This is a genomic window from Paenibacillus sp. FSL R10-2736 (assembly GCF_038000245.1).
Lineage (GTDB): Bacteria > Bacillota > Bacilli > Paenibacillales > Paenibacillaceae > Paenibacillus_AQ > Paenibacillus_AQ phytohabitans.
Window position 1 is genome coordinate 2277196 of sequence record NZ_JBBOBN010000001.1, and the last position, 15384, is coordinate 2292579.

At 50.7% G+C, this 15384-nt stretch carries 15 protein-coding genes; 9 read left to right on the top strand and 6 right to left on the bottom strand.

Annotated features, from left to right (window positions below; all coding sequences use genetic code 11):
* Positions 1–189 precede the first annotated feature (189 nt).
* The 4 genes from sda to NSQ73_RS09505 form a co-directional block, all read right to left on the bottom strand.
* Positions 190–369 carry a sporulation histidine kinase inhibitor Sda gene (gene sda / locus NSQ73_RS09485; RefSeq protein WP_039300400.1) on the bottom strand — a complete coding sequence of 60 codons (180 nt, stop codon included), beginning with the start codon at positions 367–369 and terminating at the stop codon, positions 190–192.
* 263 nt (positions 370–632) lie between these two features.
* The gene (locus tag NSQ73_RS09490; protein ID WP_042138715.1) at positions 633–971 is read right to left on the bottom strand and encodes a LytTR family DNA-binding domain-containing protein; all 339 of its coding nucleotides are present in this window, start codon (positions 969–971) and stop codon (positions 633–635) included.
* A gap of 143 nt (positions 972–1114) precedes the next feature.
* Complete coding sequence (locus NSQ73_RS09500; RefSeq protein ID WP_197074261.1) at positions 1115–1633, bottom strand: accessory gene regulator ArgB-like protein; 519 nt, start codon at positions 1631–1633, stop codon at positions 1115–1117.
* A complete protein-coding gene (locus tag NSQ73_RS09505) occupies positions 1614–2285 on the bottom strand; it encodes a hypothetical protein (RefSeq protein WP_042138714.1) in 672 nt (223 codons plus the stop codon). Before NSQ73_RS09505 ends, NSQ73_RS09500 begins: the two co-directional genes overlap by 20 nt.
* A gap of 130 nt (positions 2286–2415) precedes the next feature.
* On the opposite strand from NSQ73_RS09505, the gene NSQ73_RS09510 reads away from it, so the two are divergent.
* Positions 2416–2934 (top strand): DinB family protein, encoded by a 519-nt coding sequence (locus NSQ73_RS09510; RefSeq protein WP_340986250.1) that lies wholly within the window; start codon positions 2416–2418, stop codon positions 2932–2934.
* 489 nt (positions 2935–3423) lie between these two features.
* On the opposite strand, the gene NSQ73_RS09515 is transcribed toward NSQ73_RS09510, so the two are convergent.
* Positions 3424–3993, bottom strand: coding sequence for a thymidine kinase (locus NSQ73_RS09515; protein ID WP_340986251.1), 570 nt, complete (start codon positions 3991–3993; stop codon positions 3424–3426).
* A gap of 181 nt (positions 3994–4174) precedes the next feature.
* Here NSQ73_RS09515 and NSQ73_RS09520 point away from each other — a divergent pair, with 181 nt between their 5' ends.
* From NSQ73_RS09520 to NSQ73_RS09530, 3 genes are read left to right on the top strand one after another with little or no spacing between them, the layout of a single operon-like run.
* Entirely contained in the window at positions 4175–4384 is a 210-nt protein-coding gene (locus NSQ73_RS09520; protein ID WP_340986252.1) for a hypothetical protein, read from the top strand.
* 18 nt (positions 4385–4402) lie between these two features.
* Positions 4403–6181 carry an ABC transporter ATP-binding protein gene (locus tag NSQ73_RS09525; RefSeq protein ID WP_340986253.1) on the top strand — a complete coding sequence of 593 codons (1779 nt, stop codon included), beginning with the start codon at positions 4403–4405 and terminating at the stop codon, positions 6179–6181.
* Positions 6162–8009 (top strand): ABC transporter ATP-binding protein, encoded by a 1848-nt coding sequence (locus NSQ73_RS09530; protein ID WP_340986254.1) that lies wholly within the window; start codon positions 6162–6164, stop codon positions 8007–8009. The genes NSQ73_RS09525 and NSQ73_RS09530 overlap by 20 nt, the downstream gene beginning before the upstream one ends.
* Positions 8010–8547: 538 nt before the next feature.
* Here NSQ73_RS09530 and NSQ73_RS09535 read toward each other — a convergent pair.
* Entirely contained in the window at positions 8548–8853 is a 306-nt protein-coding gene (locus tag NSQ73_RS09535; RefSeq protein ID WP_042138708.1) for a DUF2627 domain-containing protein, read from the bottom strand.
* A gap of 167 nt (positions 8854–9020) precedes the next feature.
* Between NSQ73_RS09535 and lpdA the strand changes: the two genes are divergently transcribed.
* The 5 genes from lpdA (at position 9021) to lipB (ending at position 15316) form a co-directional block, all read left to right on the top strand.
* A complete protein-coding gene (gene lpdA, locus NSQ73_RS09540; protein WP_340986255.1) occupies positions 9021–10442 on the top strand; it encodes a dihydrolipoyl dehydrogenase in 1422 nt (473 codons plus the stop codon).
* A gap of 269 nt (positions 10443–10711) precedes the next feature.
* Complete coding sequence (locus tag NSQ73_RS09545) at positions 10712–11743, top strand: thiamine pyrophosphate-dependent dehydrogenase E1 component subunit alpha (RefSeq protein ID WP_039300370.1); 1032 nt, start codon at positions 10712–10714, stop codon at positions 11741–11743.
* Positions 11744–11746: 3 nt separating this feature from the next.
* Positions 11747–12733 carry an alpha-ketoacid dehydrogenase subunit beta gene (locus tag NSQ73_RS09550; protein ID WP_039300367.1) on the top strand — a complete coding sequence of 329 codons (987 nt, stop codon included), beginning with the start codon at positions 11747–11749 and terminating at the stop codon, positions 12731–12733.
* A 380-nt stretch (positions 12734–13113) separates the two neighbouring features.
* Positions 13114–14538, top strand: a complete 1425-nt coding sequence (locus NSQ73_RS09555) for a dihydrolipoamide acetyltransferase family protein (RefSeq protein WP_340986256.1) — start codon at positions 13114–13116, stop codon at positions 14536–14538.
* Positions 14539–14614: 76 nt separating this feature from the next.
* The gene (lipB, locus tag NSQ73_RS09560; RefSeq protein WP_340989246.1) at positions 14615–15316 is read left to right on the top strand and encodes a lipoyl(octanoyl) transferase LipB; all 702 of its coding nucleotides are present in this window, start codon (positions 14615–14617) and stop codon (positions 15314–15316) included.
* Positions 15317–15384 lie beyond the last annotated feature (68 nt).

Here is a 15384-nt window from a genome sequence, read left to right on the forward strand (position 1 = left end):
AATCTTTCATCCCTTCTATTGTCAAGTTAGGTAACAAACACAAAGAATATTATATAGGAAAGATATTGAAATTGAAATTAAAAACTAAAATTTGATTATCTTAAAATGACAAAAAAGTATATTGCCCGGCAGGCCGGGTCAATATACCAATAAGCAGAATGGTTTTATAGGAGGGCTTGAAAATAGGGATTAGGCATCATAATGATCTGAGCCTAACAGATTTCGGCCAGAGAGGACATTTCTGATGATTTCGATAAAATCAGCTGAAGCTTTAGCTTCCAGCGCCAATTCATAGATGTTAATTAATTGTTCGTCAGACAATAGCTCAAGTGATGAGGGGCGCGGAGAAGGATGAAAATAATATTCCATTAGATTCCTCCATCTGTAGTTGAGAGTGCTAACAAATAAGTGAATTGTTTTAAAACATTACGAATCTATCAAAATGGTACCATTTGGAAGCTAATCCGTCTGCTGTCATTCGCCCTCTGAATTCTTCTTTACAAAAGATGGGTAATATGGGATAATGATTGGCTTTGGTTCGGGGTCTTCATATCTACCTTTCTGGCTTGCAATATAAATAATCCCGGAACCTGTAAGGTTCCGGGATTATTATTCTGAATCACGAGCGCTAACTAGGACTCAGAGACATTAGATTGGCGAGCATTCAAATACTTCTTGATCCGGGATTCGTTGGACTCCGAAACATGAGCGAATTGTTCTCCTTGATTAAATAGAACGACCTTACGTTCTATATCATAGTTTTCTATATTGCTGAGACTGACTACATTACTACGGTCCAGACGTTCGAATCCGTTATCCTTGTATGCAGACAACAGATCGGAAAGGGTGGTGGGGAGAACGAATTCGCCTTCTTTCGTATGGACGAATATTGTATTCTTATAGTTAGAGAAATACAATATTTCTTCTTCCTGAATATCCCGGGAAGAGCCGTCGTTTAGTAGAACACGCATGTTGTCCCCATCCTTGTTCGATTACTTACGTAATTCTTGTGGAGCTTCTGGACTGTGGAATCCTAGCTTCATAACAGCTGCAAAAAAGCGGGCAGATACGTTAAGGGCAGAAGAAGCATGTTTTGCGACCTGTCTTTTCATGATTAGCACCTCCTTTTCCAAGGAATTATTGTAACTGACTGGACTAAAAATGCCAGTCCGATGACAGAGGATGCAATAAAAAAATTTAAACAAACCATTATAACTGAAATTAATTTTAGTGAAGGGTACCATTTCACTGGGATTTGGGTATTTTTATCTGGATTTGGTGCAAATAGAAGCACTAGAATTAAAGAAATAGCTGTAACGAACCAAAGGATGGTATCTGTAAGCTGAAATAAATAAGGGGTCATGGAGCAAATTAAGATCGTCACAATATTACATGCTGTTGCGGATTTTAGGTGAACTCCTCCTGAAAAAACACGAAGTAATGAAAGGCTTATATAGAATATCAGGGTTTCTTTGAGATTGTTCAATATTAATCCAATAGACAGTGAAACGATGAAGGTCAAGAGTGTATTCAAAATAATACTTAAAGCATATTGCATAACTTCAACTGATACTGTTTCTTCAGGGTTAGTTTTCTTTATGGCGAGTGAAATTTTAAGAGCCAAACTGTTCAAAATCATCACCCCGATTTTTTTTGTCTGATTGATACAGGTATCCAAATAAAAGTAGAGCATAGATTAAAGGTATAATAAAGAAAAATCTGAATAGATGTTCTGCAAAAAATAGCATTAGCATTGCAAAAATAATCGAAGGAATTGTTAGAATAAACATAATTTTCTCGCGTTTTCCGATAGTGATTTTTTCATCAGGTTTATCCGGAATAAAGTCAAATCCTTTTCTTCTTTTACCCACGTAATTAGCAATGATAATAGTAGTTGTTGCGGTCAGGATTTGTAATATATAGATTCCTGTAGAAATCGTTGGATAGTTAAGTCCGTATATCCCTGTATAATCAATGATTAAATATAGAAGAGACTGTATTAACAAATAGGATTGGTAAGCAATCGCTGTCATTATAAATGCATAAAAAATATGAATGCGAAAAAGTAACCATAAAAAGCAAATGATAAGAGTGTATTGTACTAGAACATCTAGTTCTGCAAGTTGGTAATCGTAGCGGAGGACATAAGAAAAAAACGCCATAATAATACCCGCAAAGATAATCTCTTTAGAATAAAGATCAATCTTGAACAATTTGAATCCAAGATAGAACAATGCAGAGCTTTCTAATACGGATAGGATTATAAAGAGCACAAAATCCAGCATGCCTACACTCCCAAATACCAAAGTAGCTAATCTTGGTGATATTATACATAATAGGATAAAATGCAACAACAGGTTTTGACACTTTCCGGCAAATATTTCTTAAAAAATGTATTTTGAGAGGAGTTTTACCATGCAGAAGCGTCCAGAGCAGGGAGAATACACCGAATTCCAGTCCAGATATATTACTTTGGTGCCGCCAGAAGGAGATTTGAGGGTCATTCTAAGAGAGCAGACGCAGCAAGTATTGGCTCTGTTTGGCGGACTTACTGAGGAGCAAGGCGCATACCGGTATGCACCAGGGAAGTGGAGCATCAAAGAAATGATAGGGCATCTAACGGATAACGACCGGATTATGTCCTACCGTCTGCTTTGTTTTGCCAGAGGAGAGCAGGCGCCGCTGCCCGGCTATGAAGAGAATGATTACGCTGCTGCTGGCGGATTCGACCGCTTCTCGCTACAGGAGATGATCACGCATTACCGGATCGTCCGGGAGTCCACCCTGACGCTGCTGGATAGTCTGCCGGAGGATTCCTATACACGCAAGGGGAGCTTCGGGGGTATAGCCATGTCGGTTCGGGCGCAGGCCTGTCTGATTATCGGACATGAGCTGCATCATCTGCGGGTCCTTCATGAACGTTACTTGAACTAAAATGCTGTAATTGGCTGGAGAGGAGCGCTTATGAGCTTGCTAAAAGGCATCTGGCATTTCTTCGTTCCGCGGGAACGCACATTAGTTTATACCACTTTTGACCAGGGATACCCAGCGTGCTAATTATGGAGGAAAGGCTACGGTTCAGCATGATCTGTATGTCCGTAAGGAAGATGAGCACAGAGCACTGAAGGCTATTCATTAGAATAAAACACTAAAAACGCATTTTAGCCTATCAATGGCTGGAATGCGTTTTGGTGTTTTCTATCTATAAAGTGATTAAAGGAAATAACAAAAGGCTAAATAGGATTGGAAGGGGATTTTGGAACTGTAGGAGCGATAGCGATCGCCTTTGTCTCCGGATTTCAACCGTAGCAGCGGATTAAATAATAGAAATCAGGAGACAACAGCGGCCGGAAGTCCAAATATTCACTGTAATGACGACCATGCCTTCAGTGAAAATCTTTTGAGCCTTTTATATATTCTTTTTTACAATGGAGGATTCTTGTGGCATTTGCGGCAGACCGGGTAATAGGCTTCATTGCCGCCAATCTGAATCTGTTTGCCGCTGTATACAGGCTTGCCGTCTTCGACCCGCAGTGCCATGGTGGCTTTCCGGGCGCAGAACCAGCAGATGGTCTTCATTTCCTCAATCTTGTCGGCGTAGATCAGCATGTATTTGCTGCCTTCGAACAGATTGTTCTGGAAATCATTTTTGAGGCCGAAGGCCATGACCGGAATGCCGAGCTCATCGACAATGCGCACGAGCTGGAGAATGCAGTCCTTAGTCAGGAACTGGCACTCATCTATCAGCACACAGTGGGGTTTCGGCAGATTGCTGCTGACAATGCTGAAGATATCCGTATTCTCATCGATAGGGATGGCCTGCTTGCGCAGTCCGATCCGGGAAGAGATGTAACCGACTTCGTCCCGGTCGTCAAGGGATGGAGTGAAGAGGAGTACCGACTTGCCCTGCTCCTCGTAATTATGTGCAACCTTGAGAATTTCAATGGATTTGCCGCTATTCATTGCCCCATACTTGAAAAATAACTGTGCCACGTCCATCTATCCTTTCGCTGTTCAGCTTGGTTAATAGTATCCGAAAAATGCGACCTTATTAGAGTATCATATTCGGGGCCGGGGTAGCCAGTGAAAAGATTGCTCCAGCGGGGATGTGATATAATGAACGCAATTATGTCTTCAGCAGGAGAATCTTGCGAACAGAAAGGAAGTTTGTCAGGTGACAGAGAAATTGGAGCAATACAAGGAACGGCTGAACCTACTTCAGGAGAAGGGGGAACTAAGCCCTGAGTCGGAGGATTTACTGGTCGAAATGCTGGCAGAAATGACGGAGCTTAACCGCAGCAATAAAGCATTGCGCCGGGTCATCCTGAAATCGGGACAAGGCTCAGCGATGTCTACCCGTCTGCGGGATGCGCTCTACGAATAAATAAATGGGGTATAACCGATGAAGCTAACCTTCTCTTATCTTAAAAAATACCGTGTCGCAGCCATTGCCGCACTGGTAATGATGCTGATCGAACTGGCAGTAGAGCTGTCGCAGCCATTGCTGATCTCCAAAATCATTGATGAAGGTATCCGGGAAAAAGATACAGCAGTAGTCTGGCTGTGGGGCGGTGTGCTTGTGGGAAGCGCTGCAGTGGCGTTTCTTGCCGGAGTGCTCAGCTCCTTTTTTGCCTCGCATGCCAGCCAGGGGTTCGCGTTCGACCTGCGGGACAAGCTGTATGAGAAGGTGCAATCCTTCTCTTATGAAATCTTCAGCCGGTTCCCTACCTCGTCGCTGATTACAAGGCTTACGGGTGATGTGTCTCAGCTGCAGGATACGATATTCATGGGTCTGCGGTTCATGACCCGTATCCCGTTGGTAGTGGTGGGCAGCGTAATTATGGCGCTCGTGGTACATGTCAAGCTGGGGCTGCTGCTGACGGTGACGCTGCCGTTTTTGGTGATTTTCCTCTTATGGCTGATGCGGAGAGCCTCTGTTCTGTTCCGCAATGTGCAGAACCGGCTGGATGATGTTAATGGTGTCATTCAGGAGAACCTTACCGGTATCCGTCTGATTCGTGTATTTGTGCGCATGGGTCATGAGATTGGCCGGTTTGCCACGTTCAGCGGGAAGCTGATGCAATCGACTGTATCCGCGCTGCGGCTCACGGAGACCTCGACACCGTTCATTATGATCATCGTGAATGCTGGAATTCTGGCTGTCTTATGGTTTGGCCGGATTGAGATATCCACAGGTGATGCGACGCTCGGCCAGACCGTTGCAGTCATTAATTACTCCCTGCGCACCATGGGTGCACTGTCTGCGCTGTCTTGGATCATGGTAAGCTTCTCGCGCGCCAGAGCTTCTTCCGTGCGCATTGATGAAGTGATGTCGGCCAGTGAAGGTCCGGGGGAATTGGGAATGGCTCCCCTGAACGGGATGGGGCCAGCGCAAAAGGGTCCTCTGAATCAGAATGAGGTGCCAGCCATTAAGGGGAAGGTCGAGTTCCAGCAGGTCGGCTTCAGTTATCCCGGCAGTGAGATTAAAGTGCTGGAGGACATTTCCTTCACGGTGCAGCCTGGAGAACGTGTGGCGATTATGGGTGCAACGGGCTCAGGTAAATCCTCTCTGGTAACATTGATCCCCCGTCTGTATGAGTGTGGCAGCGGTGTCATCAGGATTGACGGGATGAAGCATACGGAAATTGGCATACAGGCACTGCGGGGATCGATTGGTTATGTACCGCAGGAGGTACTGCTGTTCACCGGCTCGATCCGAGAAAATATTGCCTGGGGTAACGGGCAGGCGGGTCAGGAGGACATTGAGCAGGCAGCCGCAGCGGCACAGATTCATGAGACTGTTGCAGGACTGCCGGAGGGGTACGATACCCGGCTTGGGCAACGCGGAGTCAATCTGTCCGGCGGACAGAAGCAGCGTCTGACCATCGCGCGGGCACTGGTACGCAAACCGGCGATTCTGATTCTCGATGACAGCACCAGTGCGCTTGATGCGGTGACGGAGGGGCTTTTACTGGCGGAGCTGAAGACGATGTCCTGCACAACGTTCCTTATCACCCAGAAGATCAGTTCCACTGTGTCGGCCGATCTGATTCTGTTGTTGGACGAAGGACGGCTGATTGCCCAGGGGACGCATACAGAACTGATGGATGCGTCCCCGCTGTACCGCAAAATCTATCAGTCACAGACAGGGGAGGCGCAGCATGTTCAAAGCACTCATTGAGCCGTTCCGCCATCCGAAGCTGGAGGTCGGACTGGGAGAAGGGAAGGTCTTCGGGGCAATGGGCGCCCGGAAACCGAAGGCCAAAGCCAAGAACTGGTCCGGTACGCTTGGACGGATATGGAGTTACCTTGCGGAGCGCAGGGCTAAGCTGTTATTGGTACTGTTTATGGTCCTGCTCAGCTCAGGACTGTCCCTGCTTGGACCTTACCTGATCAGCCGGGCGGTGGACCATTATCTTGAAGGGGACGGGGGCAGAACCTGGGTGATTTTTCTGGTCACACTGGCGCTTGTTTATCTGCTTAATTCTCTGATCTCCTGGCTGCAGAATATCTGGATGATCGAGATTGCCCAGGAGACCGTATACCGGATGCGTACGGATCTGTTCTCTCATCTGCACCGTCTGCCGATCTCCTTCTTCAACCGCAGGCAGCAGGGGGAGATTATGAGCCGGCTAACCAATGATATTGAGAATATCAGCTCGACGCTGAACAGCTCGGCGATTCAGATTTTCTCCAGTATCCTGACGCTGGTGGGCACGGTGGGGGTAATGCTGTGGCTCAGTCCCTTGCTGACACTGCTGACCTTCATCGTTGTGCCGCTGATGATGCTGGGCATGCGCTGGATTACCCGGCGGACCGGCCCGCTGTTCAAGGAACGGCAGCGCAATATGGGGGAACTGAACGGATTTATAGAAGAAACGTTGTCCGGGCAGCGGATTATCAAAGCGTTCTCGCAGGAGGAGCGGGTCATTACCGGCTTCAGGGAGCGCAATACACAGATTATGCTGTCAGGGTACTGGGCGCAGGCGATATCCGGTTTCATTCCCAAGCTAATGAATGGTCTGAACAACCTAAGCTTTGCAATCGTTGCCGGAGTCGGGGGGCTGCTCGCCATCCGCGGACTCGTAACAGTAGGGATAATTATTGCTTTTGCCGAATATGCACGTCAATTCACACGCCCGCTGAATGATCTGGCGAACCAGTGGAACACGCTTCTGTCGGCAATTGCCGGAGCGGAGCGGGTATTCGAAGTACTTGATGAAGAAACAGAAGCCAGGGATGAGGGGGCAGCGGTAAAGCTGCAGCATGTGGAGGGCGCGGTGAAGTTCTCGGGCGTATCCTTCTCCTATGATGGAGGCGCAGATACGCTGCAGGATATTTCTTTTGAAGCTAAGCCCGGAGAGATGATTGCGCTGGTTGGACCTACAGGAGCCGGCAAAACCACCCTAATCGGCCTGCTGTCCCGCTTCTACGATCCGAGTAAAGGAAGTATAACGCTGGACGGAAGAGAGCTCTCCACGATTACCCGGGAAAGTCTGCGCAGCCACATGGCCTTCGTATTGCAGGATTCTTTCCTGTTCAAAGGAACGATCCGCGACAATATCCGTTACGGCAGACTGGATGCATCCGATGAAGAGGTGGAGGAAGCCGCGAAGCTTGCCAATGCCCATGCCTTCATTATGAGGCTGCAAGGGGGCTATGACCGGATGCTGTCCGTAGACGGCAGCGGCATCAGTCAGGGGCAGAAGCAGCTGCTAGCTATTGCCCGGGCAATTCTCGCGAATCCGTCTATGCTGGTGCTGGATGAAGCTACGAGCAGTATTGATACAGTGACCGAGATTAAGATTCAGGAAGGCCTTCAGGCGCTGATGAAAGGGCGGACGAGCTTTGTGATTGCCCACAGGCTGGGCACGATCCGGGCTGCTGACCGCATACTGGTGCTCCAAGGCGGACGGCTGATTCAGCAGGGTTCCCATGAGGAGCTATTGCGGCAGGGCGGTCTCTATAGCGAACTGGTACAGGGGAGCAAGGGGGCTGCTGCGCAGTAAGTGCTGCCGGCAAGGATGGGATAGGGAAGATGCTTTGCTGAAATAGGCGGTGCAGGATGGACTTCCGGGCTGCTGCTGTTGCTGTGGCCGCACGAATGTCCCGACTATATCCGCTTTCCGTGGACAGAGATCGGGCAACTTTAATGAAATCCTGCACAAAATACAACATTTCCCTCTTCCTACCAGCCTAAAACCAAAATTGTTGTAGAAAATGCAGGATTTCACCTTATTTAAGCGGCTTAGCCGGATTATTGTTGTATTTCTTACAACAATCTATCTGAACACCTGGCTATCTGGGTGTCAAAGTTGCAAAACATACAACATTTTTGTCTGCAGCGGCCTAATAGACAGTGCTTCCGAGGTCCCAAACGAATCAAGTATAAGAGGTTGTCGTATTCCGGGTGCGGACGAGATTTTCTCCGGCTCAAGTTACATTGCAGTTGGTTTCAGAACATTCGAACGACAAAAGGGGATGCCTCTGCAGCCATTTCAATCCTGGCTTGGGACATACCCTGCTTATTAGTGTTATTGATTATTGTTAGGGTGTGGCATTGGTGGACGGGGGCTGCTGCGCTTTCTGTTTCTCTCTGAACCGTGGTCCTACGTAGTTCTTCTTGCGGTCCCGGGTTAGTATCCAGCCGCCGAGGAAGCTCATTCCGGCCAGGAACAGCAGTAATCCTCCGCCAAAATGCAGCCAGGCGAAATCCGGAGTGACGGACTCGTCGCCATGCATGGAGATAAAGTTGAAAATATCATCTTTCATCATCAGGAAGCCCTTCATGGCCAGAAGGCCGGGGATCACCAGGATAAGGATGGCAATGAAGCGTGAAATGAGCAGTTTCATAATCGTCCCTCCTCTTCGCAGCCGTTTGAATTCACCCCTATGATAACGCTTCAATTGGCAAAAGTCCATGGATACATGACGTTTATAAGTTTTGTAATAGAATCAAAAGAGAGTACAATATAATAGGTTAAACTGAACTTTAGAGGAATGACTGGAGGATACATATCATGACAATTACCTGTGACGTGGCGATACTTGGTGGAGGTACCGGCGGTTATGTGGCGGCGATCCGCGCCGCGCAGCTCGGCAAATCCGTCGTCGTCATCGAAATGGACAAGCTGGGCGGAACCTGCCTGCACCGCGGCTGCATTCCCAGCAAATCACTGCTGCGCAGTGCCGAGGTATTTGCTGAAATCAAGGAGAGCGAAAGCTACGGTATAGCGACAACTGGTGTAGAGCTGGTGTTTCCCAAAGTGCAGCTGCGCAAGGAAGCGGTAGTGGAGCAGCTCCATCAGGGTGTGCAATATTTGATGCGCAAGAATAAAATTCAGATTCTCAAAGGCAAAGGCCGGATCATCGGCCCGTCTATCTTCTCTCCGCGAAGCGGTGCAGTTGCCGTGGAGCTGGAGGATGGCGAGATGGAGACTGTAGTCTCCACCAATCTCATCATTGCTACCGGATCACGTCCGCGTGTACTGCCTGGCCTGAAGCCTGACGGCAAGGTGATTCTGAGCAGTGAAGAAGCGCTGACGCTCGAAGAGCTTCCGGCTTCGATTATTATTGTGGGCGGCGGGGTTATCGGCGTGGAATGGGCTTCGATGCTGGCTGATTTCGGTGTGCAGGTAACTATAGTTGAGGCCGCCGGCCAGCTGCTGCCGCAGGAAGACGAAGAAGTGGCCCGAGAACTGCTGCGTCTGCTCAAGAAACGCGGAGTCAAAGTGTTGACCGGTACTACCGTGGATGCAGAGACCTGTAGTATATCGGAATCCGGAATTACAATTGAAGCCCGCAAGGGTGAGCAGAGCCAGAGCCTGTCGGCGGAGAAGCTGCTGGTATCCGTAGGGCGCGTAGCGAATATCGAGAATATCGGCCTGGAAAATACAGATATCCGCTTCGACAAAGGTGTCATCGGAGTGAATGCCAGCATGCAGACGGGGGAACCGCATATCTACGCTATTGGCGACTGCATCGGCGGACTGCAGCTGGCACATGCGGCCAGCCATGAAGGCATCCGTGCCGTGAATCACCTGGCGGGCGAAACGCTCCATCCGTATGAAGCCCATCTTGTTCCCCGCTGTGTCTATACGCGGCCGGAAGTGGCAAGTGTCGGTTATACCGAGAAGGAAGCGAAGGCGCTGGGACATGAGACTGTAACCGGCAAATTCCCGTTCTCGGCTATCGGCAAAGCGATTGTCTACGGCATGAAGGACGGCTTCGTAAAAGTGGTCGCCGACTCGAAGAGCGGGGATATCCTCGGCGTGCAGATGATTGGCCCGCATGTGACGGACCTGATCGGTGAAGCGGCATTGGCACAGATTCTGGATGCAACACCCTGGGAGGTTGGCGAGGCGGTCCATGCCCATCCGACACTTTCGGAGATCATCGGGGAAGCGATGCTGGCGGTGGATGGAAGAGCAATCGGATTCTAGGATACGATGAAGGGGCTAAAGTGAATGCCGGACGGAGCTGAGGGCGCTTGATGCGCCTAAACAGCTCCATAGCGGCATTTCTTGGCTTTTCTTTTTGTATGGAAAGGGATTATAATGAACTTAGAATGAAATTAGTACCTGGTTTTAAGATCAGGGCATATACTTTGTTAAGTCATGCTTAACAAAGTTAGCGAACGCTTCCGGAGCCGGGTTGTACGAGCCGAATTCAGGAAGCTATGCTTACAAAACTTTTAGGAGGTACCTCTTATATGGAATCCCAAGGTACTGTAGAAACCGTTAACCGACATAAACAGCTTGGACTCAGCGACGGCCAGGTTATCGATATGTACAGATTCATGCAGCTCGGGCGCAAATACGATGAGCGCAGTCTGCTGCTTCAGCGCGCAGGCAAGATCAACTTCCATGTGTCCGGCATCGGACAGGAAGCGGCGCAGGTCGCGGCGGCTTTTGCGCTGGACCGGGAGAATGATTATTTCCTCCCGTATTACCGTGATTATGCGTTCGTGCTGACGGTAGGAATGACCACGCGTGAGCTGATGCTGTCCGTATTCGCCAAGGCGGAAGATCCGAATAGCGGCGGCCGGCAAATGCCGGGCCACTTCGGAAGCAAACGCCTGCGTATCGTAACGGGATCAAGTCCGGTTACGACCCAGGTTCCGCATGCTGTAGGCTTCGCGCTGGCGGCCAAGATGCAGAAGAAAAAGTTTGTTTCCTTTGTCACGTTCGGTGAAGGCTCCAGTAACCAGGGTGATTTTCATGAAGCGTGTAACTTCGCCGGTGTGAATAAGCTGCCGGTCATCATCTTCTGCCAGAACAACCAGTATGCGATCTCCATTCCGGCCCACAAGCAGCTTGGAGGCAAGGTCAGTGACCGCGCCCTCGGCTATGGCTTCCCGGGTGTACGGGTGGACGGCAATGATCCGCTTGAGGTCTACCGTGTGGTCAAAGAGGCGCGGGAGCGTGCGCTCGCCGGAGAAGGACCCACCCTGATTGAAGCGATGATGTACCGCCTGTCGCCGCATTCCACCTCGGATAATGATCTGGCTTACCGGACCAAGGAAGAGGTTGACGAGAATTGGAAAAAGGACGGCATCGCCGCGTTCCGCACGTACCTGACCGGACTGGGTCTGTGGAGTGACGAGCAGGAGCGTGATCTGGTTGCCGAATATAATCTTGAATTGAAAGAGGCCATAACCTACGCCGAAAATGCACCGTTCCCGAAACCGGAAGATACGCTGCTGCATGTGTACGATGAATCCGGCCTTAAGGGAGGAGCATAAGCCATGGCGATGATGGAATATATCGATGCAATCCGGCTGGCAATGAAGGAAGAGATGGAGCGCGATGATTCGGTGTTCGTGCTGGGTGAGGATGTCGGCGTGAAGGGCGGCGTATTCACGACCACCAAAGGACTGCAGGAGCAGTTCGGCGCAGAGCGCGTGCTTGATACACCGCTTGCGGAGTCAGCGATTGCCGGCGTGGCGATCGGCGCGGCGATGTACGGCATGAAGCCAATCGCCGAAATGCAGTACTCGGATTTCATGCTGCCGGCAACGAACCAGATTATCAGCGAGGCGGCCAAAATCCGCTACCGTTCCAATAACGACTGGAACTGTCCGGTGGTAATCCGCGCGCCTATCGGCGGCGGGATCTTCGGCGGATTGTACCACTCTCAGTGTCCGGAATCGATCTTCTTCGGTACTCCGGGACTGAAGATTGTAGCTCCTTATTCGGCAGCCGATGCCAAGGGACTGCTGAAAGCTGCTGTCCGTGACCCTGATCCGGTGCTGTTCTTCGAGAACAAGAAATGCTACAAGCTGATCAAGGAAGATGTGCCGGAGGGCGACTACATTGTGCCGATCGGTGAAGCGAATCTGCTGCGTGAAGGCAGCGATATTACGGTGATCGGGTATAGCCTGCCGCTGCATTTTGCGATGCAGGCAGCGGAAGAGCTGGAGCGCGAGCAGGGCATTACCGCGCATATTCTGGATCTGCGCACCCTGCAGCCGCTGGACCGCGAGGCGATTATTGCCGCTGTCCGCCAGACCGGCAAGGTGTTGATTGTCCACGAGGACAACAAGACCGGAGGCATTGGCGGCGAAGTGGCAGCAATTATCGCTGAACACTGCCTGTTTGATCTGGATGCGCCAATCTTCCGCCTGTGCGGACCTGATGTGCCGGCGATGCCAATCTCCCCGCCGATGGAGAAGTTCTTCATGCTGAGCAAGGACAAATTAAAGGCGGAGATGCTGCGTTTGGCGCAGTACTGATATATGTGAACAACAGGTGAGATCTTTAAGCTCAGCCTGTATGTACATTGGGCATGAATGTTGCAACTATTGCAGCTTAGATTCGAAATTAGCGGTGGGTTGGGCAGGATTGCTGTATGAAATACACAATTTGCACGCGTATCCGCTTGGATAAAGAGAAATGCTGACTTTTGTACAACTTTTCTGATTTTTGGCCGATTTAAGTGGTGAAATGTTGTATTCTGGGCAGGATTTCGTGGCTACATGCTTCCGAAGCCAGTTTTGTACGAAGCTGCTTCAGGGAGCTTGTGCTTACAAAACATAAGCGTATGCTTTCGAAGCCAGTTTTGTCGAAGCTAACTCAGGAAGTATGTGCTTACAAAACTTTAAGGAGTGACATTATGTCTGACAATACAAAGCTGACGGATGTAATCATGCCGCAGCTGGCAGAATCGCTGGTATCGGCGACGATCGGAAAATGGCTGAAGCAGCCGGGCGATACGATCGAGCAATATGAGCCGATCTGTGAGCTGATTACCGATAAGGTAAATGCTGAGCTTCCGGCTACCGTAGACGGTACGCTGGTGGAGCTGCTCGCCGAAGAAGGCCAGACGGTCAGCGTCGGCGAGATCATCGCCCGCATCGCAGTAGCCGGTGCAGCTGCCCCTGCGGCATCCGCAGCGGCCCCGGCAGCTGCCTCTGCGGGACCTGCCAAGACCGCAGCCCCGGCGGCACCCGGCGCCGCGCCGCAGCCTGCCCACGCCTCCGTCCGTCCGTCTGTGCCGGCTGCGGCTTTTGACGCGGATGCTCCGATGCGTTCCCGTTACTCTCCGGCTGTGCAGACGCTGGCCGCCGAGCACGGCATCAACCTTGCGGCCGTGCCGGGCACCGGCCTGGGCGGACGCATCACACGCAAGGATGTGCTCGCGTTCCTGGAGAGCGGTGCAGCTGCGGCTCAGCCAGCAGCTCCGGCACCCGCTGCTGCTCCTGAAGCGCCGCAGCAGCCTGTATTCCAGCCTATTCAGGAAGAAGTGCGCGGAGAGCTTCAGCATTTGCGTCACTCCGGCCTGCACTTAAGCGAGTCGCCGAAGATTCCGACGATCGAAGTGGAAGGCGGGCGGGGCAGCAGCTCGGAATACCTGATCGACGTTACGCCGATCCGTAATACGATCGCTACCCGTATGCGCCAGAGCGTCTCGGAGATTCCGCATGCCTGGACGATGATTGAGGTCGATGTGACCAATCTTGTCGTGCTGCGCAACAAGCTGAAGGATGAGTTCAAGCGCAAAGAGGGCATTAATCTGACCTATCTGGCCTTTTTGATGAAGGCGGTTGTCAGTGCAATCAAAGATTATCCGATCATGAACTCCGTCTGGGCCGTTGACAAAATCATTGTCAAACGCGATATCAACATCTCGCTCGCTGTAGGCACAGAGGACTCTGTAATGACACCGGTCATCAAAAAAGCCGACCAGAAGAACGTAGCCGGCCTGGCCCGCGAGATCGACGAACTGGCGCTGAAGACCCGTGAAGGCAAGCTGCGGCTGGAAGATATGCAGGGCGGCACGTTCACGGTTAACAACACCGGCTCGTTCGGCTCGATTCTGTCCTACCCGATCATTAACTATCCGCAGGCGGCGATTCTAACCTTTGAATCTATCGTGAAAAAACCAGTGGTCATCAATGATATGATCGCCGTCCGCTCGATGGCCAATATCTGCCTGTCGCTGGATCACCGGATTCTGGATGGAGTCATCAGCGGACGTTTCCTGCAGCGCGTGAAGGATAATGTGGAAGGTTATACGCCGGACACCAAGCTGTACTAATGTTTTAACAAGGCAGATGCGGAACCCTGTGACGGGGAGAATATGAAGCAAAGGGGACCTTATGACCATGGACAACCTGAACTTAAGCAAACTGGAAGTTTCCTATCTCCCGCTGATGGAATACGGCGCGGCCTGGGAGCTGCAAAAGGAAGTCGTGCAGGGGATTGACGCAGGCACCGCTTCCGAGCGGCTGATCCTTCTGCAGCATCCGCCTACCTATACCATCGGTTCACAGAATCATCCGGAGCATCTGCTCCTTAGCGTGGAACAGCTTGGGAAACAAGGGATTGCGCTGTTTGAAATCGACCGCGGAGGAGATATTACATATCACGGACCGGGCCAGCTTGTCGGTTACCCTCTCCTGAAGCTTGGCGAAGACGGCAAGGTCGATCTGCACGGATATCTGCGCAGGCTGGAGGCCGTTATTATTGCCTATCTCGCTTCACACGGGATATCAGGAACCCGCAAGCAGGGATATACGGGCGTATGGGTCGGTGATGAGAAAATTTGTGCGATCGGCGTCAAATTCAACAAGAGTAAATTCCGCAGAGGTTTCATTACCAGCCACGGCTTCGCGTTCAACATCTCAGCCGGAATCAGCCAAAGCGGATTCTCGGGAATCATACCCTGCGGCATTGCCGAGTACGGGGTCACTTCACTTGAGGAATGCACCGGGCGCTCCTTTGGCCTGGAGAGTGTTGCTTCCGAGCTGGTGCCTTATTTCCTGCAGCAGTTTCCGTATGAAGCGGTTGCCGGGGCTGTAAGTGCTGCAGAATAAGGAATGCTGAATCCGGGCAACGTCAAACAGCTCCCGGAGAACCCGGACGCTGTTATTCAAGTACTAAA

What these genes read in the sequence shown, in the direction of transcription:
- sda (WP_039300400.1), bottom strand. Translation starts at nt 369, where the DNA reads ATGGAATATTATTTTCATCCTTCTCCGCGCCCCTCATCACTTGAGCTA.
- NSQ73_RS09490 (WP_042138715.1), bottom strand. Translation starts at nt 971, where the DNA reads ATGCGTGTTCTACTAAACGACGGCTCTTCCCGGGATATTCAGGAAGAA.
- NSQ73_RS09505 (WP_042138714.1), bottom strand. Translation starts at nt 2,285, where the DNA reads ATGCTGGATTTTGTGCTCTTTATAATCCTATCCGTATTAGAAAGCTCT.
- NSQ73_RS09510 (WP_340986250.1), top strand. Translation starts at nt 2,416, where the DNA reads ATGCAGAAGCGTCCAGAGCAGGGAGAATACACCGAATTCCAGTCCAGA.
- NSQ73_RS09525 (WP_340986253.1), top strand. Translation starts at nt 4,403, where the DNA reads ATGAAGCTAACCTTCTCTTATCTTAAAAAATACCGTGTCGCAGCCATT.
- NSQ73_RS09530 (WP_340986254.1), top strand. Translation starts at nt 6,162, where the DNA reads ATGTTCAAAGCACTCATTGAGCCGTTCCGCCATCCGAAGCTGGAGGTC.
- NSQ73_RS09535 (WP_042138708.1), bottom strand. Translation starts at nt 8,853, where the DNA reads ATGAAACTGCTCATTTCACGCTTCATTGCCATCCTTATCCTGGTGATC.
- lpdA (WP_340986255.1), top strand. Translation starts at nt 9,021, where the DNA reads ATGACAATTACCTGTGACGTGGCGATACTTGGTGGAGGTACCGGCGGT.
- NSQ73_RS09545 (WP_039300370.1), top strand. Translation starts at nt 10,712, where the DNA reads ATGGAATCCCAAGGTACTGTAGAAACCGTTAACCGACATAAACAGCTT.
- NSQ73_RS09550 (WP_039300367.1), top strand. Translation starts at nt 11,747, where the DNA reads ATGGCGATGATGGAATATATCGATGCAATCCGGCTGGCAATGAAGGAA.
- NSQ73_RS09555 (WP_340986256.1), top strand. Translation starts at nt 13,114, where the DNA reads ATGTCTGACAATACAAAGCTGACGGATGTAATCATGCCGCAGCTGGCA.